General features: G+C 38.2%; 12 protein-coding genes. 8 read left to right on the forward strand and 4 right to left on the reverse strand.

The features are described from left to right. Positions 1 to 2 precede the first annotated feature (2 nt). Genes HDC90_RS21565 through HDC90_RS21575 form a run of 3 tightly spaced genes read right to left on the reverse strand, consistent with a single transcriptional unit; the run spans position 3 to position 4,837 of the window. Positions 3 to 3,104: a SusC/RagA family TonB-linked outer membrane protein gene (locus HDC90_RS21565; RefSeq protein WP_184470110.1), complete on the reverse strand. Its 3,102-nt coding sequence runs from the start codon at positions 3,102 to 3,104 to the stop codon at positions 3 to 5. Between the two features lie 32 nt (positions 3,105 to 3,136). Continuing rightward, positions 3,137 to 4,150 carry a FecR domain-containing protein gene (locus HDC90_RS21570; RefSeq protein ID WP_184470112.1) on the reverse strand — a complete coding sequence of 338 codons (1,014 nt, stop codon included), beginning with the start codon at positions 4,148 to 4,150 and terminating at the stop codon, positions 3,137 to 3,139. A gap of 45 nt (positions 4,151 to 4,195) precedes the next feature. After that, entirely contained in the window at positions 4,196 to 4,837 is a 642-nt protein-coding gene (locus HDC90_RS21575) for an RNA polymerase sigma-70 factor (protein WP_184470114.1), read from the reverse strand. Positions 4,838 to 4,987: 150 nt separating this feature from the next. Here HDC90_RS21575 and HDC90_RS21580 point away from each other — a divergent pair, with 150 nt between their 5' ends. From HDC90_RS21580 to HDC90_RS21615, 8 genes are all read left to right on the forward strand, one after another. After that, positions 4,988 to 5,896: an ROK family protein gene (locus HDC90_RS21580; protein ID WP_184470116.1), complete on the forward strand. Its 909-nt coding sequence runs from the start codon at positions 4,988 to 4,990 to the stop codon at positions 5,894 to 5,896. Positions 5,897 to 6,296: 400 nt separating this feature from the next. Next, positions 6,297 to 9,362 (forward strand): SusC/RagA family TonB-linked outer membrane protein, encoded by a 3,066-nt coding sequence (locus HDC90_RS21585; RefSeq protein ID WP_184470118.1) that lies wholly within the window; start codon positions 6,297 to 6,299, stop codon positions 9,360 to 9,362. Between the two features lie 11 nt (positions 9,363 to 9,373). Continuing rightward, entirely contained in the window at positions 9,374 to 11,005 is a 1,632-nt protein-coding gene (locus tag HDC90_RS21590) for a RagB/SusD family nutrient uptake outer membrane protein (RefSeq protein ID WP_184470120.1), read from the forward strand. A gap of 143 nt (positions 11,006 to 11,148) precedes the next feature. Next, entirely contained in the window at positions 11,149 to 12,774 is a 1,626-nt protein-coding gene (locus HDC90_RS21595) for a LamG-like jellyroll fold domain-containing protein (RefSeq protein WP_184470122.1), read from the forward strand. Positions 12,775 to 13,172: 398 nt separating this feature from the next. Further along, positions 13,173 to 14,849, forward strand: coding sequence for an SPOR domain-containing protein (locus HDC90_RS21600; protein WP_184470124.1), 1,677 nt, complete (start codon positions 13,173 to 13,175; stop codon positions 14,847 to 14,849). Beyond that, a complete protein-coding gene (locus HDC90_RS21605) occupies positions 14,849 to 15,553 on the forward strand; it encodes a MotA/TolQ/ExbB proton channel family protein (protein WP_184470126.1) in 705 nt (234 codons plus the stop codon). The genes HDC90_RS21600 and HDC90_RS21605 overlap by 1 nt, the downstream gene beginning before the upstream one ends. Beyond that, positions 15,553 to 15,954, forward strand: coding sequence for a biopolymer transporter ExbD (locus HDC90_RS21610; RefSeq protein ID WP_025144642.1), 402 nt, complete (start codon positions 15,553 to 15,555; stop codon positions 15,952 to 15,954). Before HDC90_RS21605 ends, HDC90_RS21610 begins: the two co-directional genes overlap by 1 nt. Then, entirely contained in the window at positions 15,954 to 16,790 is an 837-nt protein-coding gene (locus HDC90_RS21615) for an energy transducer TonB (protein ID WP_184470128.1), read from the forward strand. The genes HDC90_RS21610 and HDC90_RS21615 overlap by 1 nt, the downstream gene beginning before the upstream one ends. A gap of 63 nt (positions 16,791 to 16,853) precedes the next feature. Here the strand turns inward: HDC90_RS21615 and HDC90_RS21620 are convergent, their stop codons facing one another. Beyond that, entirely contained in the window at positions 16,854 to 18,917 is a 2,064-nt protein-coding gene (locus HDC90_RS21620) for a DNRLRE domain-containing protein (protein WP_184470131.1), read from the reverse strand. Positions 18,918 to 19,110: the final 193 nt, after the last annotated feature.

Here is a 19,110-nt window from a genome sequence, read left to right on the forward strand (position 1 = left end):
CTTTATTTGAATTTAAAGTTAAAATTGACCCCAAAACTACGTGTAGCAGGTAATGAAGCTCCTTCTATCCCTGCATAACCCAATGTAGGCGAAAACTGTGATTCGGGATCTGTGTTTTTAGTGTATTTAAGCAAGGTAAATAAATTCCGGGCTACCAAATCAATTCCTATACTGCTAAATGGTGTCCTTTTCAAAAAACGTTCGTTAAAAGAATAACCCAGTGTAGCTTGTCGCAGTTTGATAAAACTGCCATTAAGTACCGATAATGTAGAAATATTGGTGGCCAATTCAGGATAATAAGCATAAGCCGGAACATTTATCGTATTCTTCTGCCCATTTTCTAGTACCCCATCGGCAACGATACCCGTCTCTCTACCCACAAGAGTTGCCTTATTTAAGCCAAGTACGTAGCTATAATATTCTGTTGCAGAAAGAATTTTATTACCAAAACGGTAATCGATCAAAAAGGAAAAACTAAACTGCCTGTAATTAAAGCTGTTCGTTATCCCTCCATACAAAGTAGGCATAGTGCCACCCATAGGAATAAAGTTGCCGCGTTTGGGGATGCCATCAGACCCTATAATGATATTGCCTCTGTCATCGCGTAGATAATCGTAGGCCATAACCTGGGTAATCGGTTTGCCAACTACCAATGCGGTATTGGCGTTTAAAGGCCTGTAAGTACCCGTGAGTGTATAATTGCTATTTCCATCGATGGAGAGTAGCGTATTTTTCACTTTTGTAAGATTAAAATTAATCTGCCATTTACTGGTCGTGGTGAGGATTGGTGTATATCCTAACGCAAGTTCTATCCCTGCATTACGGGTTTCGCCAAGATTAACGTAAGCTGAGGTGAAACCTGTGGTAACAGATTGTTTTGCGTTAATGATTTCGTTGTGGGTAATGCGATTGAAATAGGTAAAATCGATATCCAACCGGCTATTGAAAAACTTAAGATCGAGGCCTGCTTCTATTTCGTTTAAGGTAAAAGGTTTTAAATTGTAATTGGGTAAATCGCCAGAAAAGCTGCCAACGGGGGTACCATTTACCTGATTATCTACTGTATAATAAATTTGTGTAGTATAGGGTACAATGGGTTCGCCACTGGTTTTGGCAAAATCAATGCGCAGTTTACCAAAATTCAGCTCTTTCAACTTCAATAGATCTGAAAAAATAAAACTGCCTGAAATCCCCGGTACAAAAATACCACGGTTATTGGCAGGTAGGGTTGAATAAATATCGTATCGCCCCGTAACCGAGAAATTAAGAAACCGCTGATAGCTTAGGTCGGCCGTATAATAAGCAGATTCCGTTACGATCCTTGATACGGCCAATGTTTTGGTACTGGTAATCAGGTTTTCGGGAGTATATAAATAAGGCACCTTAAATTGCGAGCCTTTTAGCTTTTCGCTATTGCCTTTTCTTTCGCGGTAATTAGCCCCCATTGAAAGTTCGAGATTTAATTTATCGCTAAGATTCCGGCTGGCACTAAACAGGATATCGCTATTGAGTTCAGAAGTATGGTTCTGATCGTAGGCGTTTATTCCCCCTTGCCTATTGATGGAAAAGGCAATTCCAGTTGGCAAAATACTTATCAATTCGTCTTTGCTCGAATCGTAACCAATTCTTCCCTGAATAGATGCCCAACTCGCCAGCTGATATTTCAACACTGCCGATGAGATATAGCGGTTCCGGCTGGCATGATCAGCTTGTTTGTTCATCAAAAAATATGGATTAGTTTTGTATTCATCGGCATTCCAGCGACTTTCGAAACCTGTTTTTGCATCAAAACCAGGTGCCAGAATAGATTGGTCTAAGCTGGTAGCCAGGGCAGAAATTCCATAATTAGGATTTAACGGACCATCGCTAAGGTAACTCTTGTTTTTATTCCATTCGTAAATATAATTACCTGTTAAGCTCAGCGATATTTTAGGACTTAAAGCCAATGTGCCATAAAAATTTAACGTTTTACGGTTGAGGGCGCCATTGCTTAAAACAGAATTGTAATCTAAATTAGAAACCGAAACGCGATAGTTATTCTTTGTATTTCCTCCAACAAGCGAAAGTGTATTGATAAATGCAGGAGCTATACGGTAAAAAGTCTGAATGTTATTTTTAACTGGAGTGTAAGGCCGCATAGAACCATCTACCTGGGCTGTTAATTTATTGTCCATAATTTCTCCCCAGCTTAATAAACCGGTAGAAATGGCGTTGTACAAATCGGCTGGACGTTTGTTCTGAGCTCCCTGCCCGTACAAATATTGGAAATCGGTCGAATTAACAGGAATATCGAAAGCCAGGTTGGTATTGTATTCAAACTTAGCCCTGGTGTTTTCTCTCCCACCTTTAAGGTTAATAAGAATTACACCATTTGCCGCCCTGGCCCCATACAAAGCCGAAGCTGCAGACCCCTTTAATATGGTAATGGTTTCAATATCATCAGGATTGATATTGCTGATCCCATCGCCGTAATCGGCGCCACCATACTCGTTGGCACTTCCCCTGATACTATTATCAATGGGTACACCATTTACAATAAATAATGGAGAAGTGGCAGTCATACTCGAAACACCTCTGATGAGCACGCGTGCGGCAGAACCCGGGCCGCCGTTTACACCGGTAATATTTAGTCCGGCAACCCTGCCTTGCAGCGCCATAATCAGATTACTTTCTCTTGCTTTGGTAATAGATGAGCCTTTAATGGTGGTAAGGGCATAACCTACTTTATAATTATCTTTTTCGATACCCAAGGCCGTAATTACCACCTCTTTTAAAAAACGGACACTATCTGTATCTATTTTTCCTTCGGCATTTTTTCTGATCACTATGAGATGATTGGGCAGCACAGAATAAGTATAACCACTGTTGAGCAGGAGTTGATCGATCACCTTTATGGCTTCCTCTTCTTCTACCTTAATAGATACCAGATGTTTAGGGATTTTAGATTCGCTGTAGGCGAAATGGTAAACAGTTTGTTGCTGTATAGCTTCTACAACCTGCTCAAAATTTGCCCCGTTAAAATTTAAAGTAACTTTAGTTTGCGCATTGGCACACAGCGGAAAAATCAATCCAATTAACAATATGATCCGCTGCGCACAATTCATGGCTACAAATATACATTGCTTAACTGTTTGTGCTAGCGGTAGATATATACATTTTTATCCTTTATCGAATAATTGAAGTTTTCGATCAGTTTTAGTACATCTAAGGCCTCAGGTAATGTTTCTTTATCAACATGCCCTGTAAATCTTACTGCTTTAAGTTCAGGTTCTTTAAAAGCTATTTTGATACCGTACCAACGCTCAAAAAGTTTAGCAACTTCATCAAAACTGTTATTTTTAAAAATAAGCTCGTGGTTTGTCCATGCAGTTTCTACTATGCGGTTGGTACCTGTGCCGTTAAAATGGCTGAGCTGGCTCATGCTTGCTTTACCATCTGCCAATGTAAACTTATCGTTTGGCTTTAAGATAAAAGTTTGTGCAACTTTATTTTTTATTGTAATAGATACCTTTCCCCTGATTAAGGTGGTTTCAGTAAAGGTATCGTCCTGGTAAGCCTTCACATCAAATGCAGTACCCAACACTTTAACAGCCAACTGTTCGGTGTGTACAATAAAGGGGTGCTCCGGATCTTTTTTAACATCAAAAAAGGCTTCACCAGATAGATAAACATTTCTGGTATCTCCACTAAAATGATCAGGATATCTTAAGCTGCTCCCCGAATTCATTTTTACAGTAGAGCCATCTGCCAGTACAATGGTTTTCACTTCTGTGGCTTTGGTTAGCGCCTGTGTTAATACTAACTGATCTGTTTTATTGAAGAAAATAGCTTCGCTATTGTAAACTAGTGTACCAGCAATAACAATGGCTACAACTGCTGCAATTTTTAACCAGGTGCTGTAAGGTTTATTTTTAACAACCTTTAATCCCTGTTCGCCAGGAACTGTAATTTGGGCTTTGATCCGATCAAAAACCCGATCAATATTTTCATCCTCAACTGTTTCAGTATCAAAATAAGTTTGTAGCCTTTCATACTCCTTTCTAAGTGAGGCATTGTCAGCTAAAATAGATTTCAGTTCAACAGATTCATCCGGCGAAATTTCGCCAGCCAATTGTTTTCCAAGCAATTCTGTAAATCTTTGATCTGTCATTTTTTTCCGTCCTTTATGGTATGTTCCTTTTCCTGCTAAAATTGCCTACAGAAAATATAAAAAAAGATAATTACTTACTAAGATAATCAGGGAAATCAGGTTTCCCAGTTTTTTTTCATCGGTTCCCTTATCGTTTAAAGGTTGTAATACCATACGGAGCTTTGCAATAGCCCTGAACAATTGAGTTTGCACCGTTCTGGGTGAGATATCCAACAGTTCTGCCACTTCCTTGTACTTCATTCCGCTTTCTTTTATTAATCTGAAAACAGTAGCCGCCTGTGGTGCCAAACCTGCAATGGCATAGTTTAACTGTTGGTGAAGTTCTTTAGTTTCAAGAATGTATTCTGGTGTATTAGTTGACACTGAAATGTTATCATTTTCATCAACTAAATCGATAAACGTAATGGAAGAATTTTTTTTAAGGTACTTAAGCGATTGATTTTTTACTGCGATAAAAAAGTAACTTTCTGGATTTAACACATGGGTACTTGCTGCCCGGTTTTCCCAACATTTCACAAACACCTCGGCTACAAGATCTTCAGCAACCTGTTTATCATTTACGTAGTAAATAGAAAACTTAATTAACCTACTGTACAGAAAGCGGTAAAGTTGCTCAAAAGATTTTATATCATCCTCGAGGCAAATCTTATTCCATAAAACGACTAGGTCTGGCTTAGCTGCTTTCAACTTGGTTAGTTTGGTGAATCAAATGTAAGGTAATAAAAAATATTTCATAAAAAAATCTTCCCGTTGTAGGCAATTTAACAAAAAAAGGACTCTTCATTCAGTGCCATAATAAGGTACAAGCCATTTATAGATCTATTGAAGCAGAAAACAATGAATAAAAACAAATATGTGATGGGCATTGATATCGGGGGTTCGCACATTACGGTTGCAGTACTCGATATGCAGCAACGGAACATTCTTAAAAATTCCTATACACGCGAACGCGTCGATTCTCATGGCTCAACAGAACAGATTATCAACACCTGGTGCAGTGCAATTAAAGCCGCTTATAAAAAGGTAGGTATCCAAATTGGCAATTTAGGTATTGCCATGCCAGGGCCTTTCGATTATGATAATGGCATCTCTTATATAGCTGGAAATGACAAATATGCAGCTTTTTATGGTCTAAACGTAAAAGACATGCTGGCCAGCGAACTACGGATTAACCGCGATCAGATTTTAATGAACAACGATGCTGCCTGCTTCTTGGCCGGAGAGGTATTTGCAGGCGAAGCCCGTGCCTACCAAAACCTAATTGGTGTTACCTTGGGCACCGGACTTGGAAGTGCCGTGTGTAAAGAAGGAAAAATTACCGATGCCAACCTGTGGTGCTCTTCTTTTTTGAATGGCATAGCAGAAGATTACCTTTCTACCCGTTGGTTTTTGAAACGTTATTATGAGCTTACAGGTTTGAACATCCTAAATGTCCGCGAACTGACCTTGCTTTACGAGGAGAACCAGACGGTTCGTAAAATATTTACAGAATTTGGGCATAACCTTGGTCTTTTTCTTAAGGATTTTCAACAGGATCATGAAACAGAGGCAATTATAATTGGCGGTAACATTGCCAATGCGTCTGTTCGTTTTATGCCCAATGTGATTAAATACCTCGAATCGCAAGGGATCGACACGCCTATTCATATATCCAAGCTGAATGAAGATGCAGCACTGGTTGGTGCCGCAGGTTGTTGGGCTACAGGTATTGCTAAAGTGACCGAAAAATCTGATTTAAGCCGTTAATTTTTGGCGGCTGGGAAGAGTGTAATAGTCATTTCGAGAGATCATTTATTGTATAAAAACCTATATGGTGCTTTTTTGGAGAAAATGAATGGCAGTATTTCATAGGTACTGTAGTCCTGCCATCCGCTTTATCCCGATGAAGAATCGGGATGCCCGCTGCTGTCAGGTTTATTGAACAGCGGTTTGTTTTCAAGGCACCAAACTTTGTATATAAATCCATACTGAAGTGTAGAAAGCTAAAAGATGCGGCAGTACGCCAGGAAAAAAATAAAAATATTTCAATTTCCCTGTAGGCAATTTGTGTAAGCAAAATACTCTTATCTATAAAACAGCCCGGATGGAAATCCTTAAGGCGAAAAACAATTAACCAAATACTTATTCAAAATTATTCGTAATGAATATGAAAAAATCTTTACAGCTAACATGCTTATTGCTTTATGCATCCACAGGCCTGTACGCAGCTACACCGAACGATCATTTTAACAGAGCAGTTTCTTTCCATGCTGTTTACCAGGATGTCATTAAAGGAACAGTAAAAGACGAAACAGGTGCAACACTGCCGGGTGTAACCATTACCATAAAAGGGGCGCAGGGCGGAACCCAAACCAACACATCAGGGCAATACAGTATTACTGCTAAAACAGGCGATGTTTTGGTGTTCTCATTTATCGGCTACCTGCGTAAGGAGGTTACCGTAGGTACGCAGAGTACTATTGATATCACTTTAACCCCTGATTCTAAAAATCTTGAAACTGTTGTGGTAACGGCACTGGGGATAAAAAGATCTACAAAGGCACTTACCTACAATGTTCAAACATTAAATACAAATGCAGTAAACGATGTAAAAGACCCAAGTTTTGTAAATAGCTTAACGGGTAAAGTGGCGGGTCTAACGTTAACACACTCTTCAGCTCCTGGTGGTTCTACAAAAGCAGTTTTGCGTGGTAATAAATCAATTACCGGAAATAACAATGCGCTTTATGTAGTTGATGGTGTTCCTTTACCAAGCTTATCGAGTTCGGCACTATCGGATGGATTTCAGCTTTCAGATTCTGGAGATGGTATTTCAAACCTAAATCCGGATGATATTGAAGAAATCAGTGTGTTAAGTGGAGCTTCTGCTGCAGCCTTGTATGGTGGAGCAGCATCAAATGGTGTAATATTAATTACCACAAAAAAAGGTAAAGCTGGTAAAACATCCATTAATTTTAATTCAAGTGTAACCTTTGATAAGCCATTTATCTTACCAGAAGTTCAAAATAGTTACGGAGCATCAGCGCCAGAAGCTTTTGATGGCTGGGGCTCTAAAGCAAATAATGGCGGCAGCTACAATCCTAAAGATTTTTTCAATACTGGCAAAACCTTTACTAACGCTTTGTCTATATCTGGAGGAACAGAAAAAAATCAAACTTATTTTTCAGCTGCAGCAACAAATGCCGATGGTATTATACCGAATAATAAATTAGACCGGTATAACTTCTCGTTTAGGAATACAACTTCATTTTTTAATGATAAACTAACTTTAGATGCGAATGTAGATTATACCTATCAAAATATGCTGAATATGCCTGGCCAGGGAACGTATTACAATCCGTTGGTTGGTGTGTACTTATTCCCTGGGGCTTCAGCAGATTTTAACCAGTATAAAAATTACGAAACATTCGATCCTATAAGAAATATAAATGTTCAAAACTGGGCTTATTCGGTAAATGACCTGTCAGTACAAAATCCGTATTGGGTAGCTAACAGGAATTTATTCGCTAACCAAAGAAACAGAATATTAGGCTCTGTTACAGCAAAATACAATTTTACCAGTTATTTAAATTTACAGGGTAGAATTAAGATGGACAGGACTACCGATTTTGGTACAAATAAAATCTATGCAAGTACTATAGCCACATTATCAGGATCAAGCCCAAATGGTTTTTACAGAGAAATTAACGATTTAAATAGCCAAACTTATGCCGATTTATTGTTAAACTTTAATAAAACCTTAGGTCAATTTACCTTAAATACCACTTTAGGTACAAGTATTTTGAATAATAAACAAAGAACAACCAATATTGGAGGGCCTTTGGATATCTATAAGATACCTAACTTTTTTAGTTTGTACAATATAAATCCAAGTACACTTCAAGTGAATAACCCGCCTTTTGGATTTGATCCCCGTCCTGAATATAGAGAGCAAAACCAGGCAGCATTTATCACAGCCACTTTAGGTTATCATAATTACCTGTTTTTAGATGTAACAGGCCGCAACGACTGGAATTCTTCTTTGCCTAAATCGTTCTTTTACCCTTCTGTTGGTTTAAGTGCTGTGCTTAGTGAAATGTTTAAATTACCAGAAGCAATCTCTTTTGCCAAATTAAGACTTTCATATGCCCAGGTAGGTAATGCCATTCCTCCACAATATGCTTATGCTGCTGCCCCTGCAACATTCCCGGTTTCTGGCGCAGGTATCACCCTAAGTAGTGGTAAACAACTAGAAAGCCAGTTAAAGCCAGAAAAAACCAAATCTTTTGAAATTGGTGCAGATTTGAAATTTTTCAAAAACAAATTGAACTTAACGGCAACATATTACACAACCAATACCACTAATCAGTTTTTCCGTTTACCAGCAGCACCTTCAACAGGTTATTCTTATGTTGATTTTAATGCCGGAAAAGTTAAAAATCAAGGTTTAGAAACTTCACTTAGTTCTAATGTAAATCTGGGTGAAGTGATATGGACACCTGCTGTTAACTTCTCTTTTAACCGCAATAAGGTTGTTGAGTTATTGCACAAAACAGACCCTACAACGGGATTACCTGTAAACTTCACTTCTTTAAAACTGGGTGGCAATACCTTTATTGAAGAGGGTGGTGCCTACGGAGATATCAAACTCAACGACTATAACCGTAATGCAGATGGATCTATAGTTTTAGATAAAGATGGTTTACCTACGTTTTCGAACAATTTAATTACCGTTGGAAATGTAAATCCTAAATACCAGCTTAGTTTTAATAACGGCTTTAATTATAAAAATTTCAAATTAAGTTTTTTAGTTGATGGTCGTTTTGGTGGTCAGGTAGTATCTAATACAGAGATGAAATTGGATCAGTATGGCATGTCGCAAAGAACAGCAGATTCACGTAGCAACGGAACACAGAAATTTAATAATGCAGATAACAGCCAGGCCTATTACAACAGAATTTCAAGCCAGTTGTCGCCTTCGTATGTATATAGCGCTACTAATATCCGTTTAAGAGAATTGTCGCTTGGCTATACCATACCTGGTAAAGCTTTTAACAACAAAATCCAGAATATTCAATTATCAGTAATTGGAAGAAATTTATGGATGATTTACAATAAAGCTCCATTCGATCCGGAAGTAATTACATTAACTGGAAATGCTTTCCAGGGTTTTGAAAATTTCTCATCACCAAGTTTACGCAGTTTTGGATTTAGTTTAAAAGTTACTTTATAACACATAAAGACATGAAATACTCAAAGATACTCAATAAGCCTTTTGCAATTTCTGCATTAATGCTTGTAGCGTTATTTAGCGCTTGTACAAAAAATTACGATTTGTATAATACAAACCCGAATACATTAAGCCCTGATGATTTACAAAAAGATAACGTTGGTGCCGGAACGTTTATTCCTACCATGCAGGTAAATGTATTCTATAATCTAAAAAAAGATGACTGGAAATATCAGGTACAACAGAATTTAAATGCCGATGCATTTTCTGGATATTTTGCTCCTGTTGGCTTTGGAGATCAAAGTAATGCAAATTATAATCTAAATGTTGGATGGAATACATGGCCCTTCAGAGTAGCTTACGAAGGAATTATGGGCAACTGGAGGGCTTTAAAGAGCTTCGCATCGGGTGCGCCACAGGTTATAGCCGTATCTGATATTTTGAAAGTAGAAGGTATGCACAGGGTTACAGATATATACGGGCCTATACCTTATAGTAAATTTGGTGTTAATGCTTTAGTTACTCCTTACGATAGCCAGGAAACAGTTTACAATACCTTTTTCCAGGAATTAGACAATGCCATAAAAGTATTAACTGATTATATTGCCAAAAACCCATCTGATAATTCCTTATCGAAATTTGACCTAGTATACAATGGCAATTATAAACAATGGATAAAATTTGCAAATTCATTGAAATTACGCCTGGCAATACGAATAGCTTATGTTAACCCAAGTTTAGCTAAAACCAAAGCAGAGGAGGCTGTTGCCAATTCTTTTGGTTTATTAACAACTCAGGCCGATAATGCTTTAGTTGTAGGAGGAAAAGGTATTACGACGAATAACGGCTTAAGGGTTGCAGATATTGATTATAAAAATTCTCGAATGAATGCTAGTATCGAATCAATTCTCAAAGGTTTTAATGATGGCCGTTTATCCAAATATTTTCAAATAAGCCCTAATCTTGACAAAGGATATCTGGGGGTAGTAGGCGATTTTAAAGGTGTTAGAACTGGTATTGTAATGAATGGCGGAACTTATGAGGCAAGAACTTACTCGGTAAATTTAACTGAACAAAGCCCTGTACAATATATGTGTGCAGCAGAAGTATCATTCTTAAGAGCTGAAGGCGCATTGAGGGGTTGGAATATGGGAGGAACACCACAGTTTTTTTATGAGCAAGGAATCAGGTTATCTTTTGCACAATATGGAGCTAATGGAGTAGATGAATATATTGCAAACAATACAGGTACCCAGGCAGCTTATACAGATCCAACTGGTGTTACCGCAAATAATGTACCTGCAGGTTCAAATTTATTAAGTACTACAACGGTGAAATGGGATGAATCTGCTTCAAAACAAATCAAACTGGAAAGGATCATCACTCAGAAATGGATTGCTGTTTTTCCAGATGGACAAGAAGCGTGGTCAGAATACAGACGCACGGGCTATCCAAAAATATTCCCAGTTGTAAACAACGCAAGCGGTGGCCGTATTGATACTCAAATTCAAATCAGGAGATTACCATTTTCTGATGATGAGTATAAAACCAACACAGCAGAAGTATCTAAAGCTGTAGCCTTGTTAGGAGGTACAGATACTGGAGGTACCCGCTTATGGTGGGATATTCCGAACAAAAATCTTTAATTAATATAATAACCGGGAGGCTTTTAAGCTCCCGGTTTTTTGTAAACGAAAAATATCTTACTATAATTTTCTAAATAGGACTAAGCGTGTTTAATCCTATCCATTTTTACCCAAACCAATTTCTAACCAAAATTTTTAAATCTATGAGAAAACTAACCGTTTTCGGCGTAATGCTTTTAACAGCTTTCGCCTTGTTGTACGCCTGTAAAAAAGCTAATTCTGAAAAAGAAGACAACCTATTAAACACCAAAGGCACTGCCAGAGCCGCCACCAATGCCTCTGCCCTGGCCTTAACAGGTCCATTCATGACCGCCTATGTAGAAGTAAACAGCAACAATTTTGTAAATCCGGGCTGTTATACCTATGGAACTTCGGCCAGCCAATTATTTGGTGTTTCTGTCATTTTCGCCGCCAATATCAATTCGGTAAATGGCACTCCCACCCTCTACTTCAATCCACAGGTACAAGAAACCTTAAATTCTGGCAAGGTGGCTTACCTTAAATCATTAGGTATAAAAGTTGTACTCGATGTACTTGGAAATCATCAAGATGCAGGTTGGGGCTGTTTTACCACTTATGCCCAGGCTGATGCCTTTGCCATTCAGTGTGCCAATGCGGTACAGCAATATGGTTTAGATGGAATTGATATTGATGATGAATATTCTACCTGCACCGCAAATGATGGCTCGCTGGTTCTTGCAGCAGCAGCGCTTAGGGCCCATATGGGTACCGACAAACTTATTACCATGGCTGCATTTAACCAGGCCAATTATTTTACTTCTACTTATAACAACCAAAAACTGGGCGATATTTTAGATTATGTATTTGAGCAAACTTATTTCTCTACAAATTATGCCGGTCGTTTACAGCCTTACATTAACGCTGGCGTACCTAAAAGTAAATTGGGTTTAGGAACAGATTTGGGCAATAGCGATCAGGCAGCGGTAGCCACTTATGTAAAAAATAATGGTTTGGCCAGTGCCATGGTTTACAATGTAGCCAACAACTCGCAAACTAAATTATCAGCCATGTCTAACGTACTCTATGGCGCTGCAACCGATGTAAAACCGAACTGTATTGATGGCAATGGAGGCACCCCTCCACCAGCAGGAAACCGATCATTGGTTTTCGACGGAACAAATGAGTACTTAAATTCGAATACCTTTAATCTTGCAGGCACCAGCTTAACTTACGAAGCATGGATTAAACCAACCGCTTTTAAAGCTACTGCTCCAAATATCTCTACCATTATGGGGGTCGAAGTGAGCGACGCCAATGTGGCTTTGCTCCGTTTAGGTGATGCTTCCCTGGCCAACAACAAAGTACAATTTGTACTGAATACAGGTGGTGCAACACCTAAAAAGCTAAACTCTACTACAGCACTAAGTGCCAATACCTGGTATCATATTGCAGCAACATATGATGGCTCGACCATGAAAATTTACATCAATGGCACTTTAGATGCCAGCATGAGCGCAACAGGTACTATTGTTTCCAACGGCACATTTCAGATTTCGAGAAGCTGGGATGCCAATAGAGGTTTCAATGGTCAGTTCGATGAAATGCGGGTTTGGAAATCGGCACTGTCACAATCAACAATTTCTGCCAATAAATGTGGTGTAAGTGCAACAAGTACCAATTTAGAGGCTTACTGGAAATTTGATGAAGGAACTGGAACTACCGTAGCCGATGCAACCGGACATGGCCACACTGCTAGCCTGCTTAACATGGAGAGTAGCGATTGGTCTACTACAGTTCCTTGTTTATAGGTTTTCTATATAGTGGTTATTCTTGTGATAAGTGTTTCGGCCCATCACTTATAAAATACAATGGACAGTGTCTTCACCGTCCATTGTAAATTTTACATCTGCGCTTTCTACATACGCTTTTCTATACTAAAGCGTTTCTATAGCTTAAGCTTTAGCTTCAAATTCGATATTATAATCGATTTAGCCATTTGCTTACTAGCATACCATTTCTATCTTTGTAACCGTTATCTTTGCACGGATACAGATATAGGCTTAAAAAACTGTGTTTTTTCATGATTAAAACAACAAAACTGTACTCGTTTTTGTCCCCCTTTTGGAATAGGATGTATAATAGCACCTGTAGACACTATTTGAAGGTAGAATATAATTTTTAATTTTAAACGCTTAATTTTACCCGAATGGATATCTTATCATACCTATTAGAACTCTTGCAGCAACGCAAAGAAGTTGGGATTACCGGCTTGGGCACTTTTTATAAAAAGAAATACCCAGGAAGATACGATAAGGAAAAACAAACGTTTTTGCCTCCCGGATATACACTGCAGTTTTCGGCCGAATTAACCGAAGAAGAAGCTTTAGCCAACTTTATTTCTACCAAAGCAAACATCAGTAACGAAGATGCCCGTAATCAAATTGCCCATTTTGTTGAAGAAGTAAATCAGAAATTAGAATTAGACCATGAGGCCGAGTTGCAAAATACTGGTCGTTTATTTTTTACCGAACAAGGATTAGGTTTCGAACCGGTTAAAAACATGAACTATGGTTCTGAATTTTATGGACTTCCGTCATTGGCAGAAACTGTAATTGAAGAAACAAAAGCTGATTCGCCTCAACAAGAGGAAGAGGTTTACGATGAAATCGCTGAAGCACCAAGTGTACCCTCACCTTTTGAGAATAAATCATACCACGCCCCGGTAATCGAAAATGTAGAGCTGGATGAAGTTAAGGATGATCTTAAAAACACCTTAAAACATACGGGAACAGGTGCAGCAGAAATTACCGAAGCGCCAGATTTTATCAAAGAACAGCACGAAGAACATCCAAGCCGCTTTGGCCATACACCAGAATCGGAGGTGGAGAATATTATGGCTGAGCAACATGCAATTGAAACACCAGAATCTGCCGAAGCACAAGAAGAAATAGAAGAAGTAGCAAATACAACTGAAGAAGTATCAGAAGTTGAAAATATTGCCACTGAACAACCTGCTATTGAAACGCCTGAATCTGATGATGTGCAGGACGAAGTAATTGCTACAGAAAATACCTCAGCACCTGAAGAAATCAACACCGTGGAGGTACTAGAAACGATTGTCCCACAAACTGAACCTTCGAGCCGTTTTTCGCTTAGGTCGGAAATAGAAGAACCTAAAACATATATCAATTTAGAAGACGAAACTAAAAAAGAAGAACCTGTAATTGAAGCTCCTGCATTTATAAAAGAGCAACATGCAGAGCATCCTAATCGTTTTGGTCACGACCCAATTGAACATGGAGACGAAACGCGACAAGGGATGTCAACCTGGTTGATGATTACAATTGCAGTGTTAGCTTTGGTTGTTATTGCAGCGATAACCTATTTGGTTAAACCCGAATTATTTACAGGTGAAACAACTGAAGTGGTAAAGCCTGCACAAGTAATTATCGATTCGCCAAAGGTTGTGGTTGATACCCTAAAAGCAAAACAGGATTCGATAGCCAAAACAGATAGCATTTTAAAGGCCAATCAGGTTCAGAAAAAAGCAGATACCATTAAAAAATTAGAGGCAAAACCTGTAGTTAAACCTGCTGTAGAAACATCAAAAGAAAATAACATTGTACCAAAAACAGGTCCTTCTACGTTTGATGTTATTGCGGCATCGTATAAAACTGTAGCAGGGGCTGAAAAATACATCGCCGTTATGAAAACCCTTGGCTTAAATGCTAAAATTGCAAATATGGCCGGACCGTGGAAAAAAGTAAGCATAGCGAGTTTTAAAACGCAAAAAGAAGCCGAAGAGCAGAAAGAGGTTTTACAGAAAAAACTAAAAGGAAAAGGGTTTTACGTACAACAAATATTTAACAACACACAACCATAATGATAACTTTATTAATTCAGGACACCACAAAAGCATTACAAGACACAGCAAATGCGGTTAACCAAGCTGTAACACAACCACAACCAGAATTACATTTTATCGATCTGCTTTTTAAGGGCGGCTGGGTAATGATTCCACTGGCTTTTCTAGCTTTCTTAGCTTTGATTATTTTTGTTGAACGTTATTTAACCATTAAAAAAGCAACTAAAGACGAATCGAACCTAATGGGTCAGATCAGGTCTTATATCCAATCGGGAAATTTAGATGGTGCCATGTCCCTTTTAAAAAACAATAACTCTCCTCTTTCACGCATGCTGCAAAAAGGTTTAAAACGCATTGGTCGCCCGATTAAAGATATTGAAGGTGCGATTGAAAATGTGGGTAAACTAGAGGTTTCCAAATTAGAGAAGAACATCAGTATATTGGGTATTGTGGCAGGTATTGCGCCAATGCTTGGTTTCGTTGGTACAATTGTGGGGGTAATTACCATTTTCCACCAGGTATCAATAAAAGGGGCGATCGAAATCGGAACGATCTCTGGTGGTTTATATACGAAAATGATTACTTCTGCAACCGGGTTAATTATCGGTATTATCGCTTACGTACTGTACCACATTTTAAATATTATGGTCGAAAAAATCATTCTTAAAATGGAAACCGATGCAATTGATTTTATTGATTTACTAGAAGAACCAGGCAAATAATGAATTTACGCAAAAGAACAAAAGGATCGGTAGAAGTACATACTTCAGCGTTGAACGATATTATGTTCTTCCTGATGTTGTTTTTCTTATTGGCCTCTGCCGTGGTAAATCCTACGGTGGTTAAATTATTGTTGCCACAATCATCAAGCGGACAGCAATCTACCGCCAAGAAAGCAGTTACCGTTACAATAGACGAAAATTTAAAATATTTCGTTGAAAAAAAACCGGTTAGCATTGAGGAATTAGAACCTACATTAGCATCATACCAAAAACTGGCACCAGATATGACCATACTTTTATATGTTTCACGCAATGTAACTTATCAGGATGGATTTGTGGTAAACGATATTGCCAATAAACTGAAATTAAAACTTGTTGTAGCCGTTGAGCCTAAGAAATAATGAACTACAAAACACAAATACCTAATGAGGAAAATAATTACCCTAAGGCCATTGCCATAGCAAGCGGAATTATGGGCTTTTTATTATTGATCAGCTTTTTTATCGTGATTGGTTCTTTCCAGCCGCCTGAAGAAGTAGGTATGGGTGGTATGGTGGTTAATTATGGAACTTCTGCAGAAGGTATGGGCGATGATTATACCAGTATAGAAGAACCATCAGCAGATCCAAACGCGAACGGTAAACCGCCAGAAAAAGTAACGCCTGAAGAGAAAGTTACCCCAACCACTGCTACCCAAAGTAGTGATAAGGAAATACAGACACAAAATACCGAAGACGCCATTGCGGTAAATACCAAGCCTACAAAACCGACTAAAGCTGCGCCAACTCCGGTAACTGAAGATAAACCTGCCAAACCAGTAATTAATCAGAATGCACTTTACAAAGGCAAAAAGAATACAGGCCAGGGGCAGGGAGATGGAACAGGGAGTACACCAGGTAACCAGGGTGATAAGGATGGCGATCCTTTAGCTTCCAATTATGGCGAAGGTGGTTCAGGAAACGGCAATGTGCAGTTATCATTAGCCAGCAGAAAATTTATCGATATCCCAAGAATACAAGATGACGGACAAAGTGCTGGGAAAATTGCTGTTCAAATCCGTGTAGATAAAAATGGCAAAGTTGTACAGGCCCGTGCAGGTGCAAAAGGTACTACCCTATCTGATTTAGCACTCTGGAGAAAATGTGAACAGGCCGTATTAGGTTCAAGTTTAAATAAATTGGAATCAGCTCCCGATGTACAAACCGGAATTGTAATATTTAATTTCAAGGTGAAATAGAATAATGGCCGATCCGCATAAAAAAAGTCCCGATTTGCATCGGGACTTTTTTTATGATCACCACTATAAAATTATATTGAGCTGAGGTTTATTGTTTGCTTGTTCCTTGCTCGTAAAATAAATATCGCTTTTACTACTTGCCGCACCATCATTGGTTAGCACAAAAGTTATAATTTTATTCCCTGTACTTAGGTTTTGGTTAATTACACTGGTTACGTCAATTGAATAATTATCCGCTCCATAGACGACAAAACTATTAACCAATGGATTACTTAAAGGTGCATTATTCCAGGTTAATCCGGTTTCTGTCCAGGTATTTGTTGCTGCAGTATATACACTTATTGTTCTGGAAGGATCTGTATTTACAGAGGAAGCATTTAAAACCAATCTTGCATTAGAAACCGCTGTACCAGATAGTGCAGAAAAATCAAATTTAATATAGGCTTTTCTGGCATAAGAACTTGCATCAGATTTTACAATAAAGGTACTTTCAGTACCGTAATTATTGTCAGCATAAGTACCGTTTCTTACATAGGTATCAGCGTTAGCAACAAATCCGGTAAATGAGTACACGCTCTGCGCAAAACCAACATCTGGATTGCTTAGCGGTAGCGCAGTTTGAAAATAATCAATTCCGCCATTATTAGTAAAATTAACTGCCCCGGCAATCAGAGGAGATATCTTTTGCAATTTAAAATCTGCGGGCGTGCCAACTGCAGATGCATTATTAAATTTCGGGTCGGTATAAGTATTGCCTGAAACAGTTCCCGCAGGTCCATTTACAGCAGTGATAGACTGAGGATAAAAACAATTATTTTTAAAAACGGCAGACGCCATTATGGGTTTATCCGAAAATCTGGTAATTGTTCCTGTAGCATAAATTATATTGTTGCTAAATGTACTGTTAAATGCAAAAGTGCTGGCCGTATTGGTATATTGAAATATTCTGGTAAAGCTATCGTTGGTATAAAAAGTGTTGTTGTAAATCTTATTAGTAGTATAATTTGAGGTGTAATTAATAAGTTTCGAACCGCTAGGAGAAGAATTGGCATTCTTCACATCATTTACACTAAGGTTATATCTAACAATAATATTTTGAGCGCTTGGCATAAATAACATAAAACCACGATCATTATCATGCGAGTAATTATATTCAAAAATGTCTCCATTGGTATCAATATCTGCATCAAATGCTTGCCCATCATACGGCCCACCACCTTTAATACCCGAAACTTCATTATAAGAAATAATGGTTCCTAAACTTCCGTAAGTCCAGCAGGCAGCATAGTTAGCCGCATCACTTTTACAAGTATTACGTAAAATATTATGGGTAATTTTTGAATTCTTAACCCCGTTAAATACAATACCATCACCATAAATATTTTCAATTAAATTGCCTTCAAACACTACATTATCTGCTTTTACTGAACTCGATGTTCTAATTCCTTCAATATCACAATCTTTAACATGGCAGTTTAGAACCAGTACATTATTGATCAGGCCAGTAAAAATAATTCCACCCGAACCCTTATTGTAATTAGGTGTACCATAACCTGTTGAATTTACATTATGGACATAACAATTATTAATGGTAATGTTACTTGCAGCCGTAGCACCAGAATTATTCACTTTAATACCTGTTACGGCATATTGTTGTCCTGGAAGTGCCGTATTGGTAATTTCAAGGTTCTTAATTTCCCAGTATGATTGATTGTTTAGCAAAAGTGTTATTGAACCATTGGTCAATCCTCCACCATTGATAACAGGTTTATTACCAGACCCATACTGATCGATAATAATCGAACCTTCTGCACTTCCAGAGCCCAAAGGGGCAAGATTTCCGGTCCATACGCCGTCCGCTTTAAATAAAATCTGATCCCCGGGTGCAAACGTAACCGTATTTACTTTGCTAATGGTTTTCCACGGAGAGCTGGTGCTCGTACCATTATTATTATCGTCTCCTAAAGGATCAACATAGTAAATGGTTCCTACAATTCCAAGAAGATTATTGGTATTGCTACTTTGTTTCTGATTTGACAAGCCTTCATTAGCCTGTACAAGAGCTTTTTTACATCCGCCAAACAGCAGCATAGTTAATGCCGAGCAGGTAATTAATAAGTTTTTCATTTTTTAGTAGAATTTGGTTAAAAATTTTTCAATCAAATATCATCTGTTTTCAAAAAACGTAGGGTGAAAAATCTTAAAGATTAGGGGTAATTTTAGATCTTTTTTTATTTATTATGAGAAAGGCAGATATACTAAAATTGAATTTCAGGCAAATGCGAAATTGACCTGATAACTAATGAAAATATTAAACATT

It is taken from the genome of Pedobacter sp. AK013, assembly GCF_014205835.1.
In the GTDB taxonomy this organism is placed as follows: Bacteria; Bacteroidota; Bacteroidia; order Sphingobacteriales; family Sphingobacteriaceae; genus Pedobacter.

What these genes read in the sequence shown, in the direction of transcription:
- HDC90_RS21615 (WP_184470128.1), top strand. Translation starts at nt 15,954, where the DNA reads ATGAACTACAAAACACAAATACCTAATGAGGAAAATAATTACCCTAAG.
- HDC90_RS21605 (WP_184470126.1), top strand. Translation starts at nt 14,849, where the DNA reads ATGATAACTTTATTAATTCAGGACACCACAAAAGCATTACAAGACACA.
- HDC90_RS21595 (WP_184470122.1), top strand. Translation starts at nt 11,149, where the DNA reads ATGAGAAAACTAACCGTTTTCGGCGTAATGCTTTTAACAGCTTTCGCC.
- HDC90_RS21610 (WP_025144642.1), top strand. Translation starts at nt 15,553, where the DNA reads ATGAATTTACGCAAAAGAACAAAAGGATCGGTAGAAGTACATACTTCA.
- HDC90_RS21585 (WP_184470118.1), top strand. Translation starts at nt 6,297, where the DNA reads ATGAAAAAATCTTTACAGCTAACATGCTTATTGCTTTATGCATCCACA.
- HDC90_RS21580 (WP_184470116.1), top strand. Translation starts at nt 4,988, where the DNA reads ATGAATAAAAACAAATATGTGATGGGCATTGATATCGGGGGTTCGCAC.
- HDC90_RS21570 (WP_184470112.1), bottom strand. Translation starts at nt 4,150, where the DNA reads ATGACAGATCAAAGATTTACAGAATTGCTTGGAAAACAATTGGCTGGC.
- HDC90_RS21565 (WP_184470110.1), bottom strand. Translation starts at nt 3,104, where the DNA reads ATGAATTGTGCGCAGCGGATCATATTGTTAATTGGATTGATTTTTCCG.
- HDC90_RS21620 (WP_184470131.1), bottom strand. Translation starts at nt 18,917, where the DNA reads ATGAAAAACTTATTAATTACCTGCTCGGCATTAACTATGCTGCTGTTT.
- HDC90_RS21590 (WP_184470120.1), top strand. Translation starts at nt 9,374, where the DNA reads ATGAAATACTCAAAGATACTCAATAAGCCTTTTGCAATTTCTGCATTA.
- HDC90_RS21600 (WP_184470124.1), top strand. Translation starts at nt 13,173, where the DNA reads ATGGATATCTTATCATACCTATTAGAACTCTTGCAGCAACGCAAAGAA.